General features: G+C 72.9%; 14 protein-coding genes and 1 riboswitch. Of the genes, 4 read left to right on the forward strand and 10 right to left on the reverse strand.

What is annotated here, in order from left to right:
- Positions 1 to 13: 13 nt before the first annotated feature.
- Complete coding sequence (locus ACFXOA_RS25700) at positions 14 to 1,015, reverse strand: hypothetical protein (protein WP_385033079.1); 1,002 nt, start codon at positions 1,013 to 1,015, stop codon at positions 14 to 16.
- Between the two features lie 495 nt (positions 1,016 to 1,510).
- Between ACFXOA_RS25700 and sepH the strand changes: the two genes are divergently transcribed.
- Entirely contained in the window at positions 1,511 to 2,566 is a 1,056-nt protein-coding gene (sepH, locus tag ACFXOA_RS25705) for a septation protein SepH (protein WP_385033082.1), read from the forward strand.
- A 126-nt stretch (positions 2,567 to 2,692) separates the two neighbouring features.
- On the opposite strand, the gene ACFXOA_RS25710 is transcribed toward sepH, so the two are convergent.
- Positions 2,693 to 3,520: a sulfurtransferase gene (locus ACFXOA_RS25710; protein ID WP_385033085.1), complete on the reverse strand. Its 828-nt coding sequence runs from the start codon at positions 3,518 to 3,520 to the stop codon at positions 2,693 to 2,695.
- Positions 3,521 to 3,755: 235 nt separating this feature from the next.
- On the opposite strand from ACFXOA_RS25710, the gene ACFXOA_RS25715 reads away from it, so the two are divergent.
- Together ACFXOA_RS25715 and ACFXOA_RS25720 are read left to right on the forward strand one after the other, a co-directional pair.
- Complete coding sequence (locus tag ACFXOA_RS25715; protein ID WP_385033088.1) at positions 3,756 to 4,532, forward strand: VOC family protein; 777 nt, start codon at positions 3,756 to 3,758, stop codon at positions 4,530 to 4,532.
- Positions 4,533 to 4,752: 220 nt separating this feature from the next.
- Positions 4,753 to 5,067, forward strand: a complete 315-nt coding sequence (locus tag ACFXOA_RS25720; RefSeq protein WP_385033091.1) for a chaplin — start codon at positions 4,753 to 4,755, stop codon at positions 5,065 to 5,067.
- A gap of 118 nt (positions 5,068 to 5,185) precedes the next feature.
- Here the strand turns inward: ACFXOA_RS25720 and ACFXOA_RS25725 are convergent, their stop codons facing one another.
- From ACFXOA_RS25725 to ACFXOA_RS25745, 5 genes are all read right to left on the reverse strand, one after another.
- A complete protein-coding gene (locus ACFXOA_RS25725; RefSeq protein ID WP_385033094.1) occupies positions 5,186 to 5,749 on the reverse strand; it encodes an isochorismatase family protein in 564 nt (187 codons plus the stop codon).
- A gap of 119 nt (positions 5,750 to 5,868) precedes the next feature.
- A complete protein-coding gene (locus ACFXOA_RS25730; RefSeq protein ID WP_385033097.1) occupies positions 5,869 to 6,519 on the reverse strand; it encodes a thymidine kinase in 651 nt (216 codons plus the stop codon).
- 50 nt (positions 6,520 to 6,569) lie between these two features.
- Entirely contained in the window at positions 6,570 to 7,757 is a 1,188-nt protein-coding gene (locus ACFXOA_RS25735) for an alkaline phosphatase family protein (RefSeq protein ID WP_385033100.1), read from the reverse strand.
- Positions 7,757 to 8,353 (reverse strand): DUF5998 family protein, encoded by a 597-nt coding sequence (locus ACFXOA_RS25740; protein WP_385033103.1) that lies wholly within the window; start codon positions 8,351 to 8,353, stop codon positions 7,757 to 7,759. Before ACFXOA_RS25740 ends, ACFXOA_RS25735 begins: the two co-directional genes overlap by 1 nt.
- A 73-nt stretch (positions 8,354 to 8,426) precedes the next feature.
- Positions 8,427 to 11,312 carry a GNAT family N-acetyltransferase gene (locus ACFXOA_RS25745; RefSeq protein ID WP_385033106.1) on the reverse strand — a complete coding sequence of 962 codons (2,886 nt, stop codon included), beginning with the start codon at positions 11,310 to 11,312 and terminating at the stop codon, positions 8,427 to 8,429.
- Positions 11,313 to 11,473: 161 nt separating this feature from the next.
- On the opposite strand from ACFXOA_RS25745, the gene ACFXOA_RS25750 reads away from it, so the two are divergent.
- Complete coding sequence (locus ACFXOA_RS25750; protein WP_385033109.1) at positions 11,474 to 11,755, forward strand: HPr family phosphocarrier protein; 282 nt, start codon at positions 11,474 to 11,476, stop codon at positions 11,753 to 11,755.
- 182 nt (positions 11,756 to 11,937) lie between these two features.
- Here ACFXOA_RS25750 and ACFXOA_RS25755 read toward each other — a convergent pair whose 3' ends face one another.
- The 3 genes from ACFXOA_RS25755 to ACFXOA_RS25765 all read right to left on the reverse strand — a co-directional run bounded on the left by ACFXOA_RS25755 (position 11,938) and on the right by ACFXOA_RS25765 (position 15,436).
- Entirely contained in the window at positions 11,938 to 12,642 is a 705-nt protein-coding gene (locus tag ACFXOA_RS25755) for a GntR family transcriptional regulator (RefSeq protein ID WP_385033113.1), read from the reverse strand.
- 262 nt (positions 12,643 to 12,904) lie between these two features.
- A complete protein-coding gene (locus ACFXOA_RS25760; protein ID WP_385033116.1) occupies positions 12,905 to 13,684 on the reverse strand; it encodes a M23 family metallopeptidase in 780 nt (259 codons plus the stop codon).
- 12 nt (positions 13,685 to 13,696) lie between these two features.
- Positions 13,697 to 13,865: riboswitch (cyclic di-AMP (ydaO/yuaA leader) on the reverse strand.
- 188 nt (positions 13,866 to 14,053) lie between these two features.
- On the reverse strand, positions 14,054 to 15,436 hold the full coding sequence (locus tag ACFXOA_RS25765; RefSeq protein WP_385033180.1) for a M16 family metallopeptidase: 1,383 nt from the start codon (positions 15,434 to 15,436) through the stop codon (positions 14,054 to 14,056).
- Positions 15,437 to 15,459: the final 23 nt, after the last annotated feature.

Consider the following 15,459-nt stretch of genomic DNA (forward strand, 5'->3'; position numbering starts at 1 on the left):
ACGCGGACCGGGTTCACCGGTCCGCGTCCGCACTCGCCCCGCCCTGCTGGTCGGGGACCTGCCCTGCGCCACTGGGTTCCGGTGCCGCCGGGGGCGTGCTGCCGGTGCCCGGCGTCGTCGGCGCGGTGGTCTCCGGCGTGGTGTCCCCCTCGGTCGCCGGGGGAGCCGAGGGAGTGGGGGCGGGTTCGGTGGCCCCGCCCTCGTCCCCGGGGGCGGGAGAGCCGCTCCGGTCGGCGCCAGGTCCGGTGCCGGTGCCGGGTGCTGTGGTGGCGCCGCGTTCCTGGTCCGTCCCGTCTCCCCCGCCGTCCTCCGTGTCCGGGCTTCCGGAGGGGGAGGTCGATCCGGTCCCGCCGTGGCGTTCACCGCTCACGACGGAGCCGATGGTGGTGCCGCCGTTGCCTCCGAGGTCGTGGCCGGAGGCCAGCTCGTACAGGGTGATCCCGGCCATCGAGAGGACGAAGACCCCGGTGGCCGCGAGCGCCGACCTCTTCCAGCCCCGGACACGGGTGCCGTGGGTGCGGGCCCGCGACCAGGACTCGTCCGCGACGGCACCGCCGTCCGGACCGCCGCCGTCCGGCCGGACCTGCCGGAGCACGGTCGTACGCTCGGCGTCCGCCCCGGCGCCACCCGGCCGGACCTGCCGGAGCATGGTGGTGCGGTCTGCGTCGGGGGCCGCGGCGCGCAGCATCCGTGTCGCCTCGTCCTCGGGGCCGCGCGGCGCGGGACGCGTCTCCCGGGTGCGCACGGTGACCTGACGGCCCGCCGGGTGCTTCACCTGGACGGTGACCTCACGGATCTGCTCGCCGGTGCGGCGGAAGAAGTGCTGGAAGACCGAGCCTCCGCAGGTGGCCACCACGCTCATCACACCGGCGCCCGCGATGGTCCCGTAGACACCGAGTTGCGAGGCCATCACCGCCGCGGCGACCGCCGCGAGGGCACTGCCCGCGACCTGCGGCAGACTCAGGTCTATGCGCCCCTCCTTGTTTTCCGCATCACCCTGCGGCTTCTGAACCATGATCAGCCCCTGCTAGACAACTACCCCACCTTGCACCAGTAAGGGACATTTGAGCGAACGCGATAGTTCCATTTCTGGAGATTGTGTGAAGCAGCACACGGATGGGAGGGATGTCCCATCCGACGGGGTAGTCCAACTCCCGCGTCCGGCGAGAACTTCGGCGGCGCGCCGGTCCACCCAGGTGGCCCGAATGGAGTACTGTGGCGAGCCCTGGGGGCCGGACCCACACGGGTGTCCGGGACCTGCGGGAGGGAGTCGAAGGAGTCTCCCGAACCGGCGGCGCCGCGGCATCGCTCGGGCGCCTGCTGCGCGGAGCGACCAACCGGTCGCCCCGCGTCGCAAACAGGTAACCGTGCCATCGCGGCGTTCAGGGCCAAGGCCCGACACGCCGGGTAACTTGGAAACGTTGTGGCAGGCTGAACCCGGGCAGGTCACACTCGACTAGCGGAAGCAGCGACGCACGTGACGTCGGCAGGCACCACCCGGGAGGTTCCCATGCCCGAACTGCGTGTCGTGGCCGTCTCGAACGACGGCACACGACTGGTGCTCAAGGCTGCGGACAGCACGGAGTACACGCTTCCGATCGATGAGCGGCTGCGTGCCGCCGTGCGCAATGACCGTGCCCGGCTCGGCCAGATCGAGATCGAGGTGGAGAGCCATCTCCGCCCCCGCGACATCCAGGCGCGCATAAGGGCCGGCGCCTCCGCCGAGGAGGTCGCGCAGTTCGCAGGCATCCCGGTGGACCGGGTGCGCCGCTTCGAGGGCCCGGTGCTCGCGGAGCGGGCGTTCATGGCCGAGCGCGCCCGGAAGACGCCGGTGCGCCGCCCCGGCGAGAACACCGGCCCACAGCTCGGCGAGGCGGTGCAGGAGCGGCTGCTGCTGCGCGGCGCCGACCGGGAGACCGTCCAGTGGGATTCCTGGCGCCGGGACGACGGCACCTGGGAGGTCCTCCTCGTCTACCGTGTCGCCGGGGAACCGCATTCGGCGAGCTGGACGTACGACCCTCCGCGGCGGCTGGTCCAGGCCCTCGACGACGAGGCGCGCTCGCTGATCGGCGAGAGTGACGACGTCGCCGCCCCCGAGCCCAGCTTCCCGTTCGTGCCCCGGATCGCGCGGCTGCCGCGCGACCGGCCGCTGGACCGTGCGCTGGACCGTCAGATCGAGCGGCCGGCGCCCTCCGCCCCGGAGCCGGAGGAGCGTGTCAGCGGCTCCGCCGGTGAGCGCGACTCGCTGACGAGCCTCCTGGAGGCGGTCCCGAGTTTCCGCGGTGACATGGTCGTGCCGGAGCGGCCCGCCCAGCCGGAGCCGCCCGCGCTCGAGCCCGCCGCCCAGGAGGAGACCGAGGCGGACGAACCGCCGGCCGCCGCGGCCTCCGCCGGAGCCGCCTACGCCGATGTCCTGATGCCACGGGCGGTCGCCGGACACCGCGACCGGCTGACGGGGACGACGGACCGCCAGGCCGAGGCGGACGGGGTGCGCCCGGGACGCCGCGCCGCCGTGCCCAGCTGGGACGAGATCGTCTTCGGCACGCGCCGCAAGAAGCAGGAATGAGCGGGCCCGTGTCCGCGTGGACGTGACGAGGGGGAGGGCCCACACGGGCCCTCCCCCTCGTCACGTCGGCACGACCGGGGAGTTCAGCCGGTACGGCCCGGAAGCCCGGTCGGCACGACCGGCGGGTCAGGAGGGGTCCGGGCCCTTGGCGACGGGGCGGGACTCGTCCGCGGACCACTCCGACCAGGATCCCGCGTACAGGGCCGCCCGGTGGCCCGCGAGTTCCAGGGCCAGCACCTGATGGGCCCCGGAGACCCCGGAACCGCAGTAGACGCCGACCTCGGTGGAGCTGTCGGCGCCCAGTTCCGCGAAACGGGATGCCAGGGACGGGGCGGGCAGGAAGTACCCCTTGCCGTCGACGTTCTCCGTGGTCGGTGCGGACACCGCTCCGGGGATGTGCCCTCCGACCCGGTCGATGGGTTCGACGTCCCCCCGGTAACGCTCGGCCGCGCGCGCGTCGAGCAGCAGGCCCGAGCGCGCCAGCTCCGCGGCCGCGTCGGCGTCCAGCAGGCCGAGGCCGCCCGGCTCGGGCCGGAAGTCGCCCGCGGCCGGCTCCGGCACGGCGGTGCTCAGCTCCCCCGGCCATGCGGCGAGGCCACCGTCGAGCACCCGGACGTCGCGGTGCCCGGCCCAGCGCAGCAGCCACCAGGCCCGGGCTGCCGCCCAGCCCTGCCCGCCGTCGTAGACCACGACCGGGGTGTCACGGCGGACTCCGGCGCGGCGCATGACGGCCCCGAGCTCCTCCGGGTCCGGCAGCGGGTGACGGCCACCGCGGCCGGCCGGACCGGCCAGCTCGGTGTCGAGATCGATGTACACGGCGCCCGGGATGTGCCCGGTCTCGTAGTCCGCGCGGCCGTTCGGCCCGCCCAGCTGCCAGCGGATGTCCAGGAGCACCGGCGGACGCACCCCGGTCGACTCGCTCATGTATTCGGATGCGGTGATGATGGGCTTCATGGGTGCCATCCTCGCTCAGCCCCGCAGGGCCTCGCACCTAAATGGATGTACCGCACCAAAACGGTCCACGGGCTGAGCTGAGGCCGGAAAACGCGGCGCGGCCGGGGTGCCTCGCGGCCTGAGTGGTGCGAGCATCTGCACGGAGCGTACGCGCCCGTATGCGTACCGCTGGACGCCGTGCGGACCTCGTCCCCCCGTGCGGCTTCACCCCGAAGGTACGAGGAGAGAGTGGAAGATGACCGAGGCTGCCACCCGGCGCCCGCCCGGAGTTCCGTGCTGGGTGAGTCTGATCGTGCACGGGCTGTCCGCGACCCAGGAGTTCTACAGCCGTCTGTTCGGCTGGGAGTTCCGCCCCGGCCCCGACCAACTGGGGCCGTACGTCCGCGCCCTGCTGTCGGGCAAGGAGGTCGCCGGCATCGGCCAGCTGCCCGCCGGGCGTCATCTTCCTGTCGCCTGGACCACCTACCTGGCGTCCGACGACGCGGACGCCACGGCGGAGTCGATCCGCTCCTGCGGCGGGACGGTGGCCGTGGGGCCGCTGGTCGCGGGGGACGCGGGCAGGCTGGTGATCGCCTCGGACCCGAGCGGTGCCGTCTTCGGCGTCTGGCAGGCCGCCGAACACCTCGGTACCGCCGTCGCCGGGACCCCCGGCGCCCCGGTGTGGAACGAGCTGGTGACCCGGGAGACCGCCTCCGTCGCGAAGTTCTACCAGACGGTGTTCGGGTTCGGGACCGAGGCGGTCGTCTCGGCCGACTTCGACTACCAGACCCTGCACGTCGAGGGGCGCCCGGTCGCCGCCCTGCACGGTGTGGGGCACGCCCTTCCACGCGACCGGGGGCCGCACTGGATGACCTACTTCCAGGTGGCCGACACCGACGCGGCCGCGGCGCGCGTGGTGGAGCTCGGCGGACATGTGCTGCATCCGCCGGCGGAGGGGTCCAGCGGCAGGCTGGCGACCGTGTCGGACCCGGAGGGCGCGGTGTTCACGATCGTCCGGCCGTCGGACGGCTGAGCTCCCGGTCGGCACGGACACGGACACCGGGCGTCGCGGGGCAGGGGCCCGGCCGCCGCCCCGGGCCCTCGCGCCGCCGTGTGCCACCCGATGGACGCGAAGCCATTGAGGGGATTGGCCGCACCGGACAGGCGCGTCGGGGGACTCAGGCGGGACGAACCCACAGGGTGAGGGGAGCCGTCGCGTGAGGCGGCGGCGTCCACACGATGCGGGAGAATTCATGTTCAAGATCGGAAGCGCGGCCGTCGCCGTCGCGGCAGGTGCCATGCTGTTCGCCGGAGCGGGCACGGCGAGCGCCGACGCGGGCGCCCAGGGAGTCGCCTACGGCTCCCCGGGTGTGCTGTCCGGCAACGTCGTCCAGATCCCCATCAGCGTTCCCATCAACGTGTGCGGGAACTCGCTGAACATCATCGGCGCGCTGAACCCCAGCGCCGGCAACGTCTGCGTCAACGGCGGCGGCCACCAGGACGGCAAGGGCGGGCACCACGAGAGCCACGACGACGGCAAGGGTGAGGAGTACGGCCACGGCGAGTAGAACCGCCCGGTCGCTCCCGCTGCCCGGCCGAAGCCCCGTGAGGGCACCCGGCCGGGCAGCGGCGCGTCCGCCGCCGCCACTCGGACCGGTCGGCGGAACAGCCGCGGCGTGGGCGGGCTCAGCCCGCCTCCCCCGTGAATCCCACATCGGACGTGCCGACCGTGGTCGCACGGCGTCCGGGGCCGCTCTGCCACGTCCAGTAGAGATTGGTGTGGGCGATCACCTGCTCCGGGGCCGGTGCGCCGTACCGGGTGAGGTCCTGCGTGGTGTGCGCGTCGCCGACCAGCGTCACGTCGTATCCGCGGACGAAGGCGCCGTGCAGCGTCGCGCGGATGCAGCCGTCGCTCAGCGCACCGGTCACGACGAGCCGGCCCACGCCGCGCTCGGCGAGCAGCGCCTCCAGGTCGGTTTCCTCGAAGGAGTCGCCGTGGATCTTGTGGACGAGCGGCTCCGTGTCGTGCCGGACCAGCTCCGGCACGTACTCCCAGGGCTCGCTGCCCCGCGCGAGGTCTTCCGCGGAGTGCTGGACCCAGAGCACCGGGACGCCCTCGGCGCGGGCCTTGCCCACGAGGGTGTCGATGTTCGCGATCACGCCGTCACGGTCGTGGGCGCCCGCCACGACCCCTTTCTGGACATCGATGACGAGCAGCGCGGTGTTCGGCCGGTCGGGCAGAGTCGTCAAGGTGAACTCCTCCTGGCATGAGGGGACTTGTACGGAGTCCACAGTAGGCGGCAGGGCGACGGCAGGCGGGCGTATGCCTGTTGCCGCCCCGTGCCCCGACAGGGGGCTGCGGTGCCCGGTCAGGTCCGGGGGACCGGCAGGACGTCCGGGGAGAGGGTCCCGGCGTTCGCGACGGCGCTGGTCACGCGACGGCGGTGGTGGCGCCGGCACAGCACCTCGTAACCGACCTCCGCGGCAGGGCGGTTCACATTGCCGACGACGACCTGCTCCCCCTCCGTGACCATCTCGCCGTCCACGGTGCGGGCATTGTGCGTGGCGCGCGCCCCGCACCAGCACATCGCCTCGACCTGGAGCGTCTCCACCCGGTCGGCGAGCTCGATCAGCCGCTGTGAGCCGGGGAACAGCTTCGTACGGAAGTCCGTGGTGATCCCGAAGGCGAAGACGTCCATCTCGAGGTCGTCGACGACCCGCGCCAGCTGATCGATCTGCTCCGGTGCGAGGAACTGCGCCTCGTCGACGATCACGTAGTCGATCCGGCCGCCCTTCGACAGCTCGGCCACCAGGTAGGCGTACAGGTCCATGCCGGTGGCCGCCTCGACCGCTTCCGTCACCAGGCCGAGGCGTGAGGAGAGCTTCCCCTCCCCCGCGCGGTCGTCGCGGGTGAAGATCACTCCCTGGAGCCCGCGTGCCGACCTGTTGTGGCCGATCTGGAGAGCCAGGGTGCTCTTTCCGCAATCCATGGTTCCGGAGAAGAACACGAGCTCGGGCATGGGGGGTCGGACGCCTTTCGGGTGTCTGTGTGTGCTGGGGGGGGGGGAGGTCAGGAACGTACTTCGAGGAGCGGTACGAGCTGCTCCACGGGGGTGAGCGATCCGTGCATGCCCACCATGGCCGACTCGTTGGGCTCGTTGACCGAGGCGGTGATCACCACGTCGTCGTGGGCGGCGGCGACGATGTCGCCGATCCGGCCGTACACCCGCTCGTCGATCCGCGGACCGAACCAGCCGGCGGCGACGGCCTCGTCACGGCTCGCCACCCAGAACTGCTCGCCGAGCACCTCACGCCAGACGGTGAGCACGTCGGCCTCGGCTCCCGGTACGGCGTAGACGTGGCGGGCACGTCCCTCGCCTCCGAGCAGGGCGACTCCGGCGCCGAGCTCCCAGTCCTCGTCGAAGTCGATCCGGGACGTCTCGTCGAACGGGATGTCGATCATCCCGTGGTCGGCGGTGATGTAGAGCGCCGAGCGGGGCGGCAGCTGCTCCGCGAGGCGCCGGGCGAGCCCGTCGACGTACATCAGCTGGCCGCGCCAGGCGTCGGAGTCGACGCCGTGGCGATGCCCCTGGCCGTCGACCTCGCTGTAGTAGGTGTAGACGAGGGAACGGTCCCCGGCGGCGAGCCGCTCGGCGGCCAGGTCCATGCGGTCCTCGCCGGTGAGCCTGCCGAGGAAGGAACCGCCGCTGAGCGCGACCTTGGTGAGGGGCGTCTGCTCGAAGCCGGGGGCCGAGACCTGGGCCGTGCGTACGCCCGCCGCGTCGGCCAGCGCGAAGACCGTGGGGTGCGGCTGCCAGACCTTGGGTTCGGTCCACGGCCTCCAGCGGAGCTGGTTCATCAGCGCGCCGGTGTCGGGGTTGCGCACCGTGTAGCCGGGCAGCCCGTGCTCGCCCGGAGCCAGGCCCGTGCCGACCGAGGCGAGCGAGGTGGCCGTGGTGGACGGGAACCCGGCGGTGAGGGGACGCCCGGTGTTGCCGCGGGAGGTGGGGAGCAGGGAGTGCAGGAAGGGGGCCTCGTCCGGGTGGGCCTTGATCTGCTCCCAGCCGAGCCCGTCGATCAGGAAGACGCAGTTGCGGTCCGCGGGGGTGAGTTCCGGGATCGACGCCTCGAAGCCGGGCACGCCCTGCCCGGCGACGAGCGTGGGCAGCAGGTCGGCGAGCGAACCGGTGCCGTACTCCGGTGCCGGGGCGGACTCCGGAGCGAGCAGTACGGGCTCCTGCCAGGCGGGCTGGACCATCAGCGGGTGGACGCGGCGGTCGCGGCCGTGGCCTCGGAGAGCGCCTGGGCGAACGCGAGCGTCTGGCGCACGGTGTCCGGGCCGTCGCCGGCCTCGCTGACCCGCAGGCTCAGGTCGTCGGCCGTGGAGCTGCCGGTGTAGCCGTGGTCCGCCTCGCAGTTGGGGTCGCCGCAGGCGGCGGGTTCGAGGTCGATGCGGGAGACCGCGCCCCAGCCGATGGTCAGCACGACCTCGCGGGGCAGGGTGCCGGGCACGTACTTCTCCGGGTCGGCGACCACACGGCTGACGACGACGGAGGAGATCCGGTCGAGCTTGACCGACTCGGTGGACGTCGTGGCGTACGGCGTCGGGGAACTGGTGTCGGCCGCCTGCTCGTCGGTGTGGCTGACGATGAAACGGGTGTCCGTGAGGACGAGGACCGTGACGTGCCGGCGGACCTCGTTGGAGTCGAAGGTGGTCTCCTGGTGCACCAGGTACGAAGCGACCGGTTCGCCGCCGACGGCGGCCTCCACCGCCTCGGCCACGAGGGCCGGGTAGTAGCCGCTGCGCTCGATCGCCGCGCGCAGCCCCTGGGTCGTCGTACCGGTCTTAGCCATGAGGACCATCCTACGGGGGGCCGGTGGCTGCCGGGGACGCCGTGGGCGAGTCCCCGGCAGCCGTCGCGGGCGCTCAGTAGCTGGGCAGCGTCCGGGGGCCGAGGTCGTCACGGGCGGGCGGCGGGGCCAGCCGGACGCTCGCTCCGAGCACCGTCAGGCCGTGGGTGGCCACGACCACGGGCTCGAGGGCGACCGAGACCACCTCGGGGTGGTCGTCGACCAGCCGGGACACCCTCAGCAGGAGCTCTTCGAGTGCCGAGGTGTCCGCCGGGGCGGAGCCGCGCCATCCGAACAGCACCGGAGCCGCCCTGATGGACCGGATCAGGTCGGCGACGTCGCGGTCGGTGGCGGGGACGATCCGGTGGGCCGTGTCGCCCAGCAGCTCCGAGGGGGCACCGGCCAGACCGAACGAGAGCACGGCGCCCGCGGCCGCGTCGATCGACGCCCGGACGACGGTGTCGACACCGCGAGGCGCCATCGCCTGGACGACGGGCCTGATCTCGGCCGGTGTTCCGAGCAGGCCGGTCAGTTCCTCGTACGTCCGGCGCAGGGCGTCCTCGCCCGCGAGGTCGAGCCTGACCCCGCCGAGGTCCGCGCGGTGGCGCAGATGGGGCGCGGTGGTCTTCAGGGCGACCGGATAGCCGAGCTCCGCCGCGGCGGCCACCGCCGCCTCGGGGTCGGGGGCGGGCAGGGCCGGACGCACCGTGACTCCGTAGCGGGCGAGCAGCTCACGGGCCTCGTCATGGCTGAGAGTGCGGCCGCGCGGTCCGGGGTCCGGACCGAGCAGTGCCTCGATGAGTGCCGCGGTGCCGTGTTCGTCGATGGTCTCATCGAGGAACTCGGGGACCTTGCCGGGGCTCGCGGCCCGGCGCCGCCACTGGGCGTACTTCACCGTCTCGGCGAGCGCCCGGACGGCGCGTTCGGCGGCGGGGTAGGCGGGGATGCGGCTGGGGGCGGGGGGCGCCGGGACGGCCGGGGCTCCGCCGGGCGGCGTGGGTGGTCCGGGGAGGCCTGCGGGGGCCGGGGAATCCGGCGCCGCGGCGGGGGCCGGGGCGGCCGGGCTCGCGGAGGACGCGGCGGGGGCGGCCGTACTCGCGGCGACGGCCAGCGCCTGGGCCAGGCCTCCCATCTCCACGTGGACCGCGGCCACCGGCTTGGCGGGGCCGGTGGCCGCGGCCTCGCGCAGTGCCGCCGCGAGGACCTCGCCGTCACCGGTCTCCGCCTCGCCGTTCTCCCCCACCCAGGGGATGGCGGTCACGATCACCGCGTCGCACGTGCGGTCCTCGAGCGCCTCCGACAGGGCGTCCCGGAAGTCACGCGGAGAGGCCGCCGTGGTGAGGTCGCGTGGCGGGCGCGGGCGCAGGCCCTCCGCGAGGCAGGCGTCGTAGGTGAGCAGGCCGAGCGACTCCGAGTTGCCGAGGATCGCCACCCTCGGCCCCTCGGGCAGGGGCTGGCCGGCCAGGAGCAGTGCGGTGTCGGCCATCTCGGTCACGGTGTCGACGAGGATCACTCCCGCCTGCCGCATCAGCGCGGACACCGTCGCGTCGGGGATCCGGCTGACCGGGACGGCGTGGCCGGGCGGTGTGGAGCCGCTGTGCCGGGCGCCCTTGACCACGACCACGGGCTTCACGGCGGCCGTCCGGCGGGCGAGCCTGGTGAACTTGCGGGGGTTGCCGAGTGATTCGAGGTACAGCAGGGCGACGTCGGTGCCCTCGTCCTCGAACCAGTACTGCAGGAAGTCGTTGCCCGAGACGTCGGCACGGTTGCCCGTGGAGATGAAGGCGGACAGGCCGGCGCCCCTGCGGTGGAGTCCGGACAGGACGGCGATCCCGATGGCACCGGACTGGGTGAAGAGACCGATCCGCCCGGCCTTCGGTACTTCCGGGGCGAGGGAGGCGTTGAGGCGGACCGCCTCGGAGGTGTTGATGACGCCGAAGGCGTTCGGGCCGATGATCCGCATGCCGTACGACCGGGCCTGGCGGACGAGTTCGCGCTGCCGCTCACGGCCTTCGGCCCCGCGTTCGGCGTATCCGGCGGACAGGACGACGAGGCCCTGCACCCCGTGCTCCCCGCAGTCGGCGACGGCCTCGGGCACACGGTCGGCGGGGACGGCGACGACGGCGAGGTCGACCCGCTCACCGATCTCCCCTACGGATCGGTGAGCGGGAACTCCCTCGACGGTGTCGTCGTCATCGGCGAACGACGTGTTCACCGCGTAGGCGCGTCCGGTGAAACCCGCGCCGAGCAGATTGCGCAGCACCGTCCTTCCGACGCCGCCGGGAGCGCGGCCGACGCCGACGACGGCCACGGAGCCGGGGGCCAGCAGACGCTGCACGGAACGTGCTTCGGCGCGCTGCTCGCGGGCCCTCTGGACGGCGAGCGACTCGGCGGTGGGTTCGATGCCGAGCGTGAGGTGCACGGATCCGTCCTCGAAGCTTCGCCGCTGGGTGAAGCCCGCGTCCCGGAACACCTTGATCATCTTGTTGTTGGCGGGCAGTACCTCGGCGGCGAAACGGCGGATGCCGCGCTCCCTCGCGACCGCCGCGATGTGTTCGAGGAGGGCCGACGCCACTCCGCGGCCCTGGTGCGCGTCCTGGACGAGGAAGGCGACCTCGGCCTCGTCCGCGGGCGCGGAGGCCGGTCTGCCCTGGCCGTCGATCCGGTCGTACCGGACGGTGGCGATGAACTCCCCGCCGACCGTCACGGCCAGCCCCACCCGGTCGACGTAGTCGTGATGGGTGAAGCGGCGCACGTCCCGGGCGGAGAGGCGCGGGTACGGGGCGAAGAAGCGGTAGTACTTCGACTCGTCGGACACCTGCTCGTAGAAGCTGACCAGCCGGTCGGCGTCGTCCGTGGTGATGGGCCGGATGCGGGCGGTGCCACCGTCGCGGAGCACCACGTCCGCCTCCCAGTGGTCGGGGTACGCGTGGTGCGGACTCTGCTCCCCAGTGGGCTCCATGACCAAAGCCTACGGCCGGCGCACCGGTCGCGGCAGGTCCGAGGCGGGGGCACGCTGGGGCCCGCGGGCGGTGTGCGGGCCGGCGGCGACGCCGGGCACAGCAGTGCGCGCCACATGAGACACTGGTCTAGACAACCCATTGATACGTGAAGGGCAGAACCATGGCTGAGCGCCGCGTCAACGTCGGTTGGGCCGAGGGCCTGCACGCCCGCCCCGCTTCCATCTTCGTCCGTGCCGCCACGGCGTCCGGCGTCCCCGTGACGATCGCCAAGGCCGACGGCAACCCGGTGAACGCCGCCTCCATGCTCGCGGTTCTCGGTCTCGGCGCCCAGGGCGGCGAGGAGATCGTGCTCGCCTCCGAGGCGGACGACGCCGAGGTCGCCCTGGACCGTCTGGCGAAGCTGGTCGCCGAGGGGCTCGACGAGCTCCCGGAGACCGTCTGATTCCAGCCGTTCCCATCCGGAACCGCTCTGCGGAGAAGCCGCGGCACCCCATCGGGGGGCCGCGGCTTTTTCAGCTTCCTGAGGACCTGGAAGTAAATTCGGACATCGCCTTGGAATTTCCGTTCCAGGGCAGCAGAAATAAAGCCCTCAGGCAATAACTCTCTTTGTATACGGCCCCATTGTTAATGACGGGCACCGGCGATGTTTACGGGGTGTTGCGAAGTTCTCACCCCGGGGGCCGCCTCCGGGGTGCCCCGCCTTTCCGTACGCCGCAGGCGATGGGCGGCGGTGGCCCGCTCCGCGTGCTGCGTGGCGATGGCCCTGGCCCGCTCGCTGTCACGGCGGGCCACGGCGTCCACCAGGGCCCCGTGCTCGGCCCAGGAGTCCGCGGGACGGACCGGCTGCTCGACGGCGTACATCCAGGCGATCTTGTGCCTGAGCTGGGTCAGCAGCGCGATCAGGGCGGGACTGCCCGAGGCCTGGGCCAGCGTCTCGTGGAACCAGCTCCCCAGCGAGCGCAGATCCTCGCCCTCGCCCCGGCGCACCCGCTCCTGCCCCAGTCTGACCAGGCCGCGGAGCACCTTGAGGTGGGCATCGCTGCGGCGCTGGGCAGCCCGCGCGGCACCGAGGGGCTCCAGGAGCATCCGGATCTCCAGGAGGTCGGCGGCCTCCTGCTCCGTGGGCTCCGCGACGCACGCGCCGGCGTGCCGCCGCGTGACGACGAACCCCTCGGACTCCAGGGTGCGCAGCGCCTCGCGCACAGGGACCCGGGAGACGCCGTAGCGACGCGCGAGCACCTCCTCGGTGAGGCGGCTGCCGCGCTCGTAGACACCGGAGACGATGTCGTCACGGATCGCCGTGCATACCGAATGCGCGGGAATGCGCATGTCCGAACCTCCGCCTTAATCCCCGCGAAACGCGGCCGATCGACGCCTGTTCTGTGACTCTATTGCAACCGGCGGGAATTTCCGATGGCGGGACGGAATCCAGGGATATCTTTTGGCCAGAACGCAGTTCGGACAAGGCTTCGGCGGGGGGCACCACAAGGCACCGCGAAGGCCCCCGCACGCCCGGGTTCCAGGGGGATTCCCGCCGGAACCCGGGACCAGGTGCGGGGGCCTCGGGCGGATGCGGTGCGCGGAGGGTGCGTCAGACCTGGACGCCGTGGGCGCGGAGGTAGGCGACGGGGTCCATGTCCGAGCCGTAGTCGGGGGTGGTGCGGGCCTCGAAGTGCAGGTGCGGCCCGGTGGAGTTGCCGGTCGAGCCGGAGAGGCCGATCTGCTCCCCGGAGCCGACGCTCTGGCCGACGGAGACGCCGATGGAGGACAGGTGGCCGTACTGGGTGTACGTGCCGTCCTTCATCCGGAGCACGATGTTGTTGCCGTAGGCGCCGCCCCAGCCCGCCTCGACGACCGTGCCCGCGCCGACGGCGACGACGGAGGTGCCGGAGGCCGCCTGGAAGTCCACGCCGGAGTGGCTGCCGGAGGACCAGAGCGAACCGCCGGACTTGTAGCCGGTGGTCACGTGGGACCCGGCGACCGGGAGGTGGAAGGCGTTGAGCCGGGCACGCTCGGCGGCGCGCGCCGCGCGGGCCTTCTCCTCACGCGCCTTCTCGGCACGGGCTTCCGCCTTGCGCTCGGCCTCGGCCTTCGCCTTCGCCTCGGCCTTCGCCTTGGCGGCGGCCTCGGCCTGGTGGCGCTGGGCCTCGGCCTGCGCCTGGATCTGGGCGGCGAGGGAGGTGTCGAGAGCGACGGTCTGGGTGAGACCGGTCGAGGCGGGGGCGGCCTCCGCGTCCGCGGCGAGGGCCGGGGAGGCGGTGGCGCCGATGACACCCGCGGTGGCCAGGGCCGCGATACCCGCGACCTCGGCACCCTTGCGCGTCAGGCGGTTCGGGGCACGGTGCTTCCCGGTGGCACGGATGAACGCCATGGAGGGGCTGGTCCTTTCCTTCCTTCTCGCCTACCGGGTTAGCTGACGGGTTCGGAGCAGGAAGGTCTCCTACGGGCACCCGGACCTCGTGCGAGGTACGGGCGTCCGATTCACCCCAGGGACTTCATGGGTCCCCGGCTCCCCAGGCTCGCGCCTGACGGGGACTCGGCGATGGCTGCCCGTCGCCGCGGTTGCGGCTTTCGTCCGGCGGACAGCCGGCCCGACGCTAGAGCGAACGGCCTCACCGCTCCAAACGGAAAGGGGCCTTTGTCGGACATCCCACAGGACAAAGGCAATGTTCCTCATCAAGTCGGACAAATGACGGAACCCCGGCGGTCGCGACCGCCGGGGTTCCCTCTGTGGCCTGGATCAGCCGCTGACGACCGACACCTCGCCGATGCCGAGCGCCTTCACGGGCTCGGCGATCTGCGCGGCGTCCCCGACCAGGACCGTGACCAGTCGGTCGACCGGGAACGCGTTGACCACGGCGGCCGTCGCCTCGACGGTGCCTGTCGCGGCCAGCCGCGCGTACAGCTCCGCCTGGTAGTCGTCCGGGAGGTGCTGCTCGACCTGATCGGCGAGCGTCCCCGCGACGGAGGCCGCCGTCTCGTACTTCAGCGGTGCGACACCCACGAGGTTCTGCACGGCCGTCTCACGCTCGGCGTCGGTCAGCCCCTCGGCCGCGAGCGTGCGCAGGACCTTCCAGAGGTCGTCCAGCGCGGGGCCGGTGGACTCGGTGTCCACCGAACCGCTGATGGCGAGCATCGCGGCACCGGTCCCCCCTGACGCCGTGCCGGGGGCCGTGGAGCGCAGCACCTGCCCGAACGCGCGGACGCCGTAGGTGTAGCCCTTCTCCTCCCGCAGGACGCGGTCCAGCCGCGAGGTGAGCGTGCCGCCGAGGCAGTAGGTGCCGAGGACCTGGGCCGGCCAGACGCTGTCGTGCCGGTCCGCGCCGATCCGGCCGATCAGCAACTGCGTCTGCACGGCTCCCGGACGGTCCACGATGACCACTCGACCGGTGTCGTCCGCGGTGATCGGCGGGACCGGCCGCGCCTGGCCGGGGTTGCCCGACCAGTCGCCGAGGGTTTCGGCGAGCAGTCCGTCGAGGTCCACTCCGGTGAGGTCGCCGACGACGACCGCCGTCGCCGTGGCGGGGCGGATGTGCGCCTCGTAGAAGGCACGCACGGCGGCTGCGTCGATCCGCCGGACGGTCTCCTCGGTGCCCTGGCGGGGGCGCGACATCCGCGCGGTGGCGGGGAAGAGCTCCTTGGAGAGCTGCTTCGCGGCCCGTCGGGCGGGGTTGGCCTGCTCGTGGGGGATCTCGTCGAGACGGTTGACCACCAGACGCTCGACCTCGCTCTCCGCGAAGGCGGGAGCCCGCAGCGCCTCGGCGACCAGGCCGAGCGCCTTGGCCAGCCGCGAGACCGGGACCTCCAGGGAGACGCGGACACCCGGGTGGTCGGCGTGCGCGTCGAGCGTCGCCCCGCACCGCTCCAGCTCCGCGGCGAACTCCTCGGCGGAACGCTTGTCCGTGCCCTCGGACAGCGCCCTGGCCATGATCGTGGCCACGCCGTCCAGCCCCTCGGGCTCGGCGTCCAGCGGCGCGTCGAGGAAGATCTCCACGGCGACGACCTGCTGGCCGGGGCGGTGGCAGCGCAGCACCGTCAGCCCGTTGGGCAGGGCGCCTCGCTCGGGTGCGGGGAAGGCCCAGGGCCTCGCCTCGCCTGCGGTCGGCTGCGGGTGGTACTCCATCGCTACTCCAGTCACGGCTGCGT

The organism is Streptomyces sp. NPDC059166 (genome assembly GCF_042755185.1).
GTDB lineage: Bacteria > Actinomycetota > Actinomycetes > Streptomycetales > Streptomycetaceae > Streptomyces.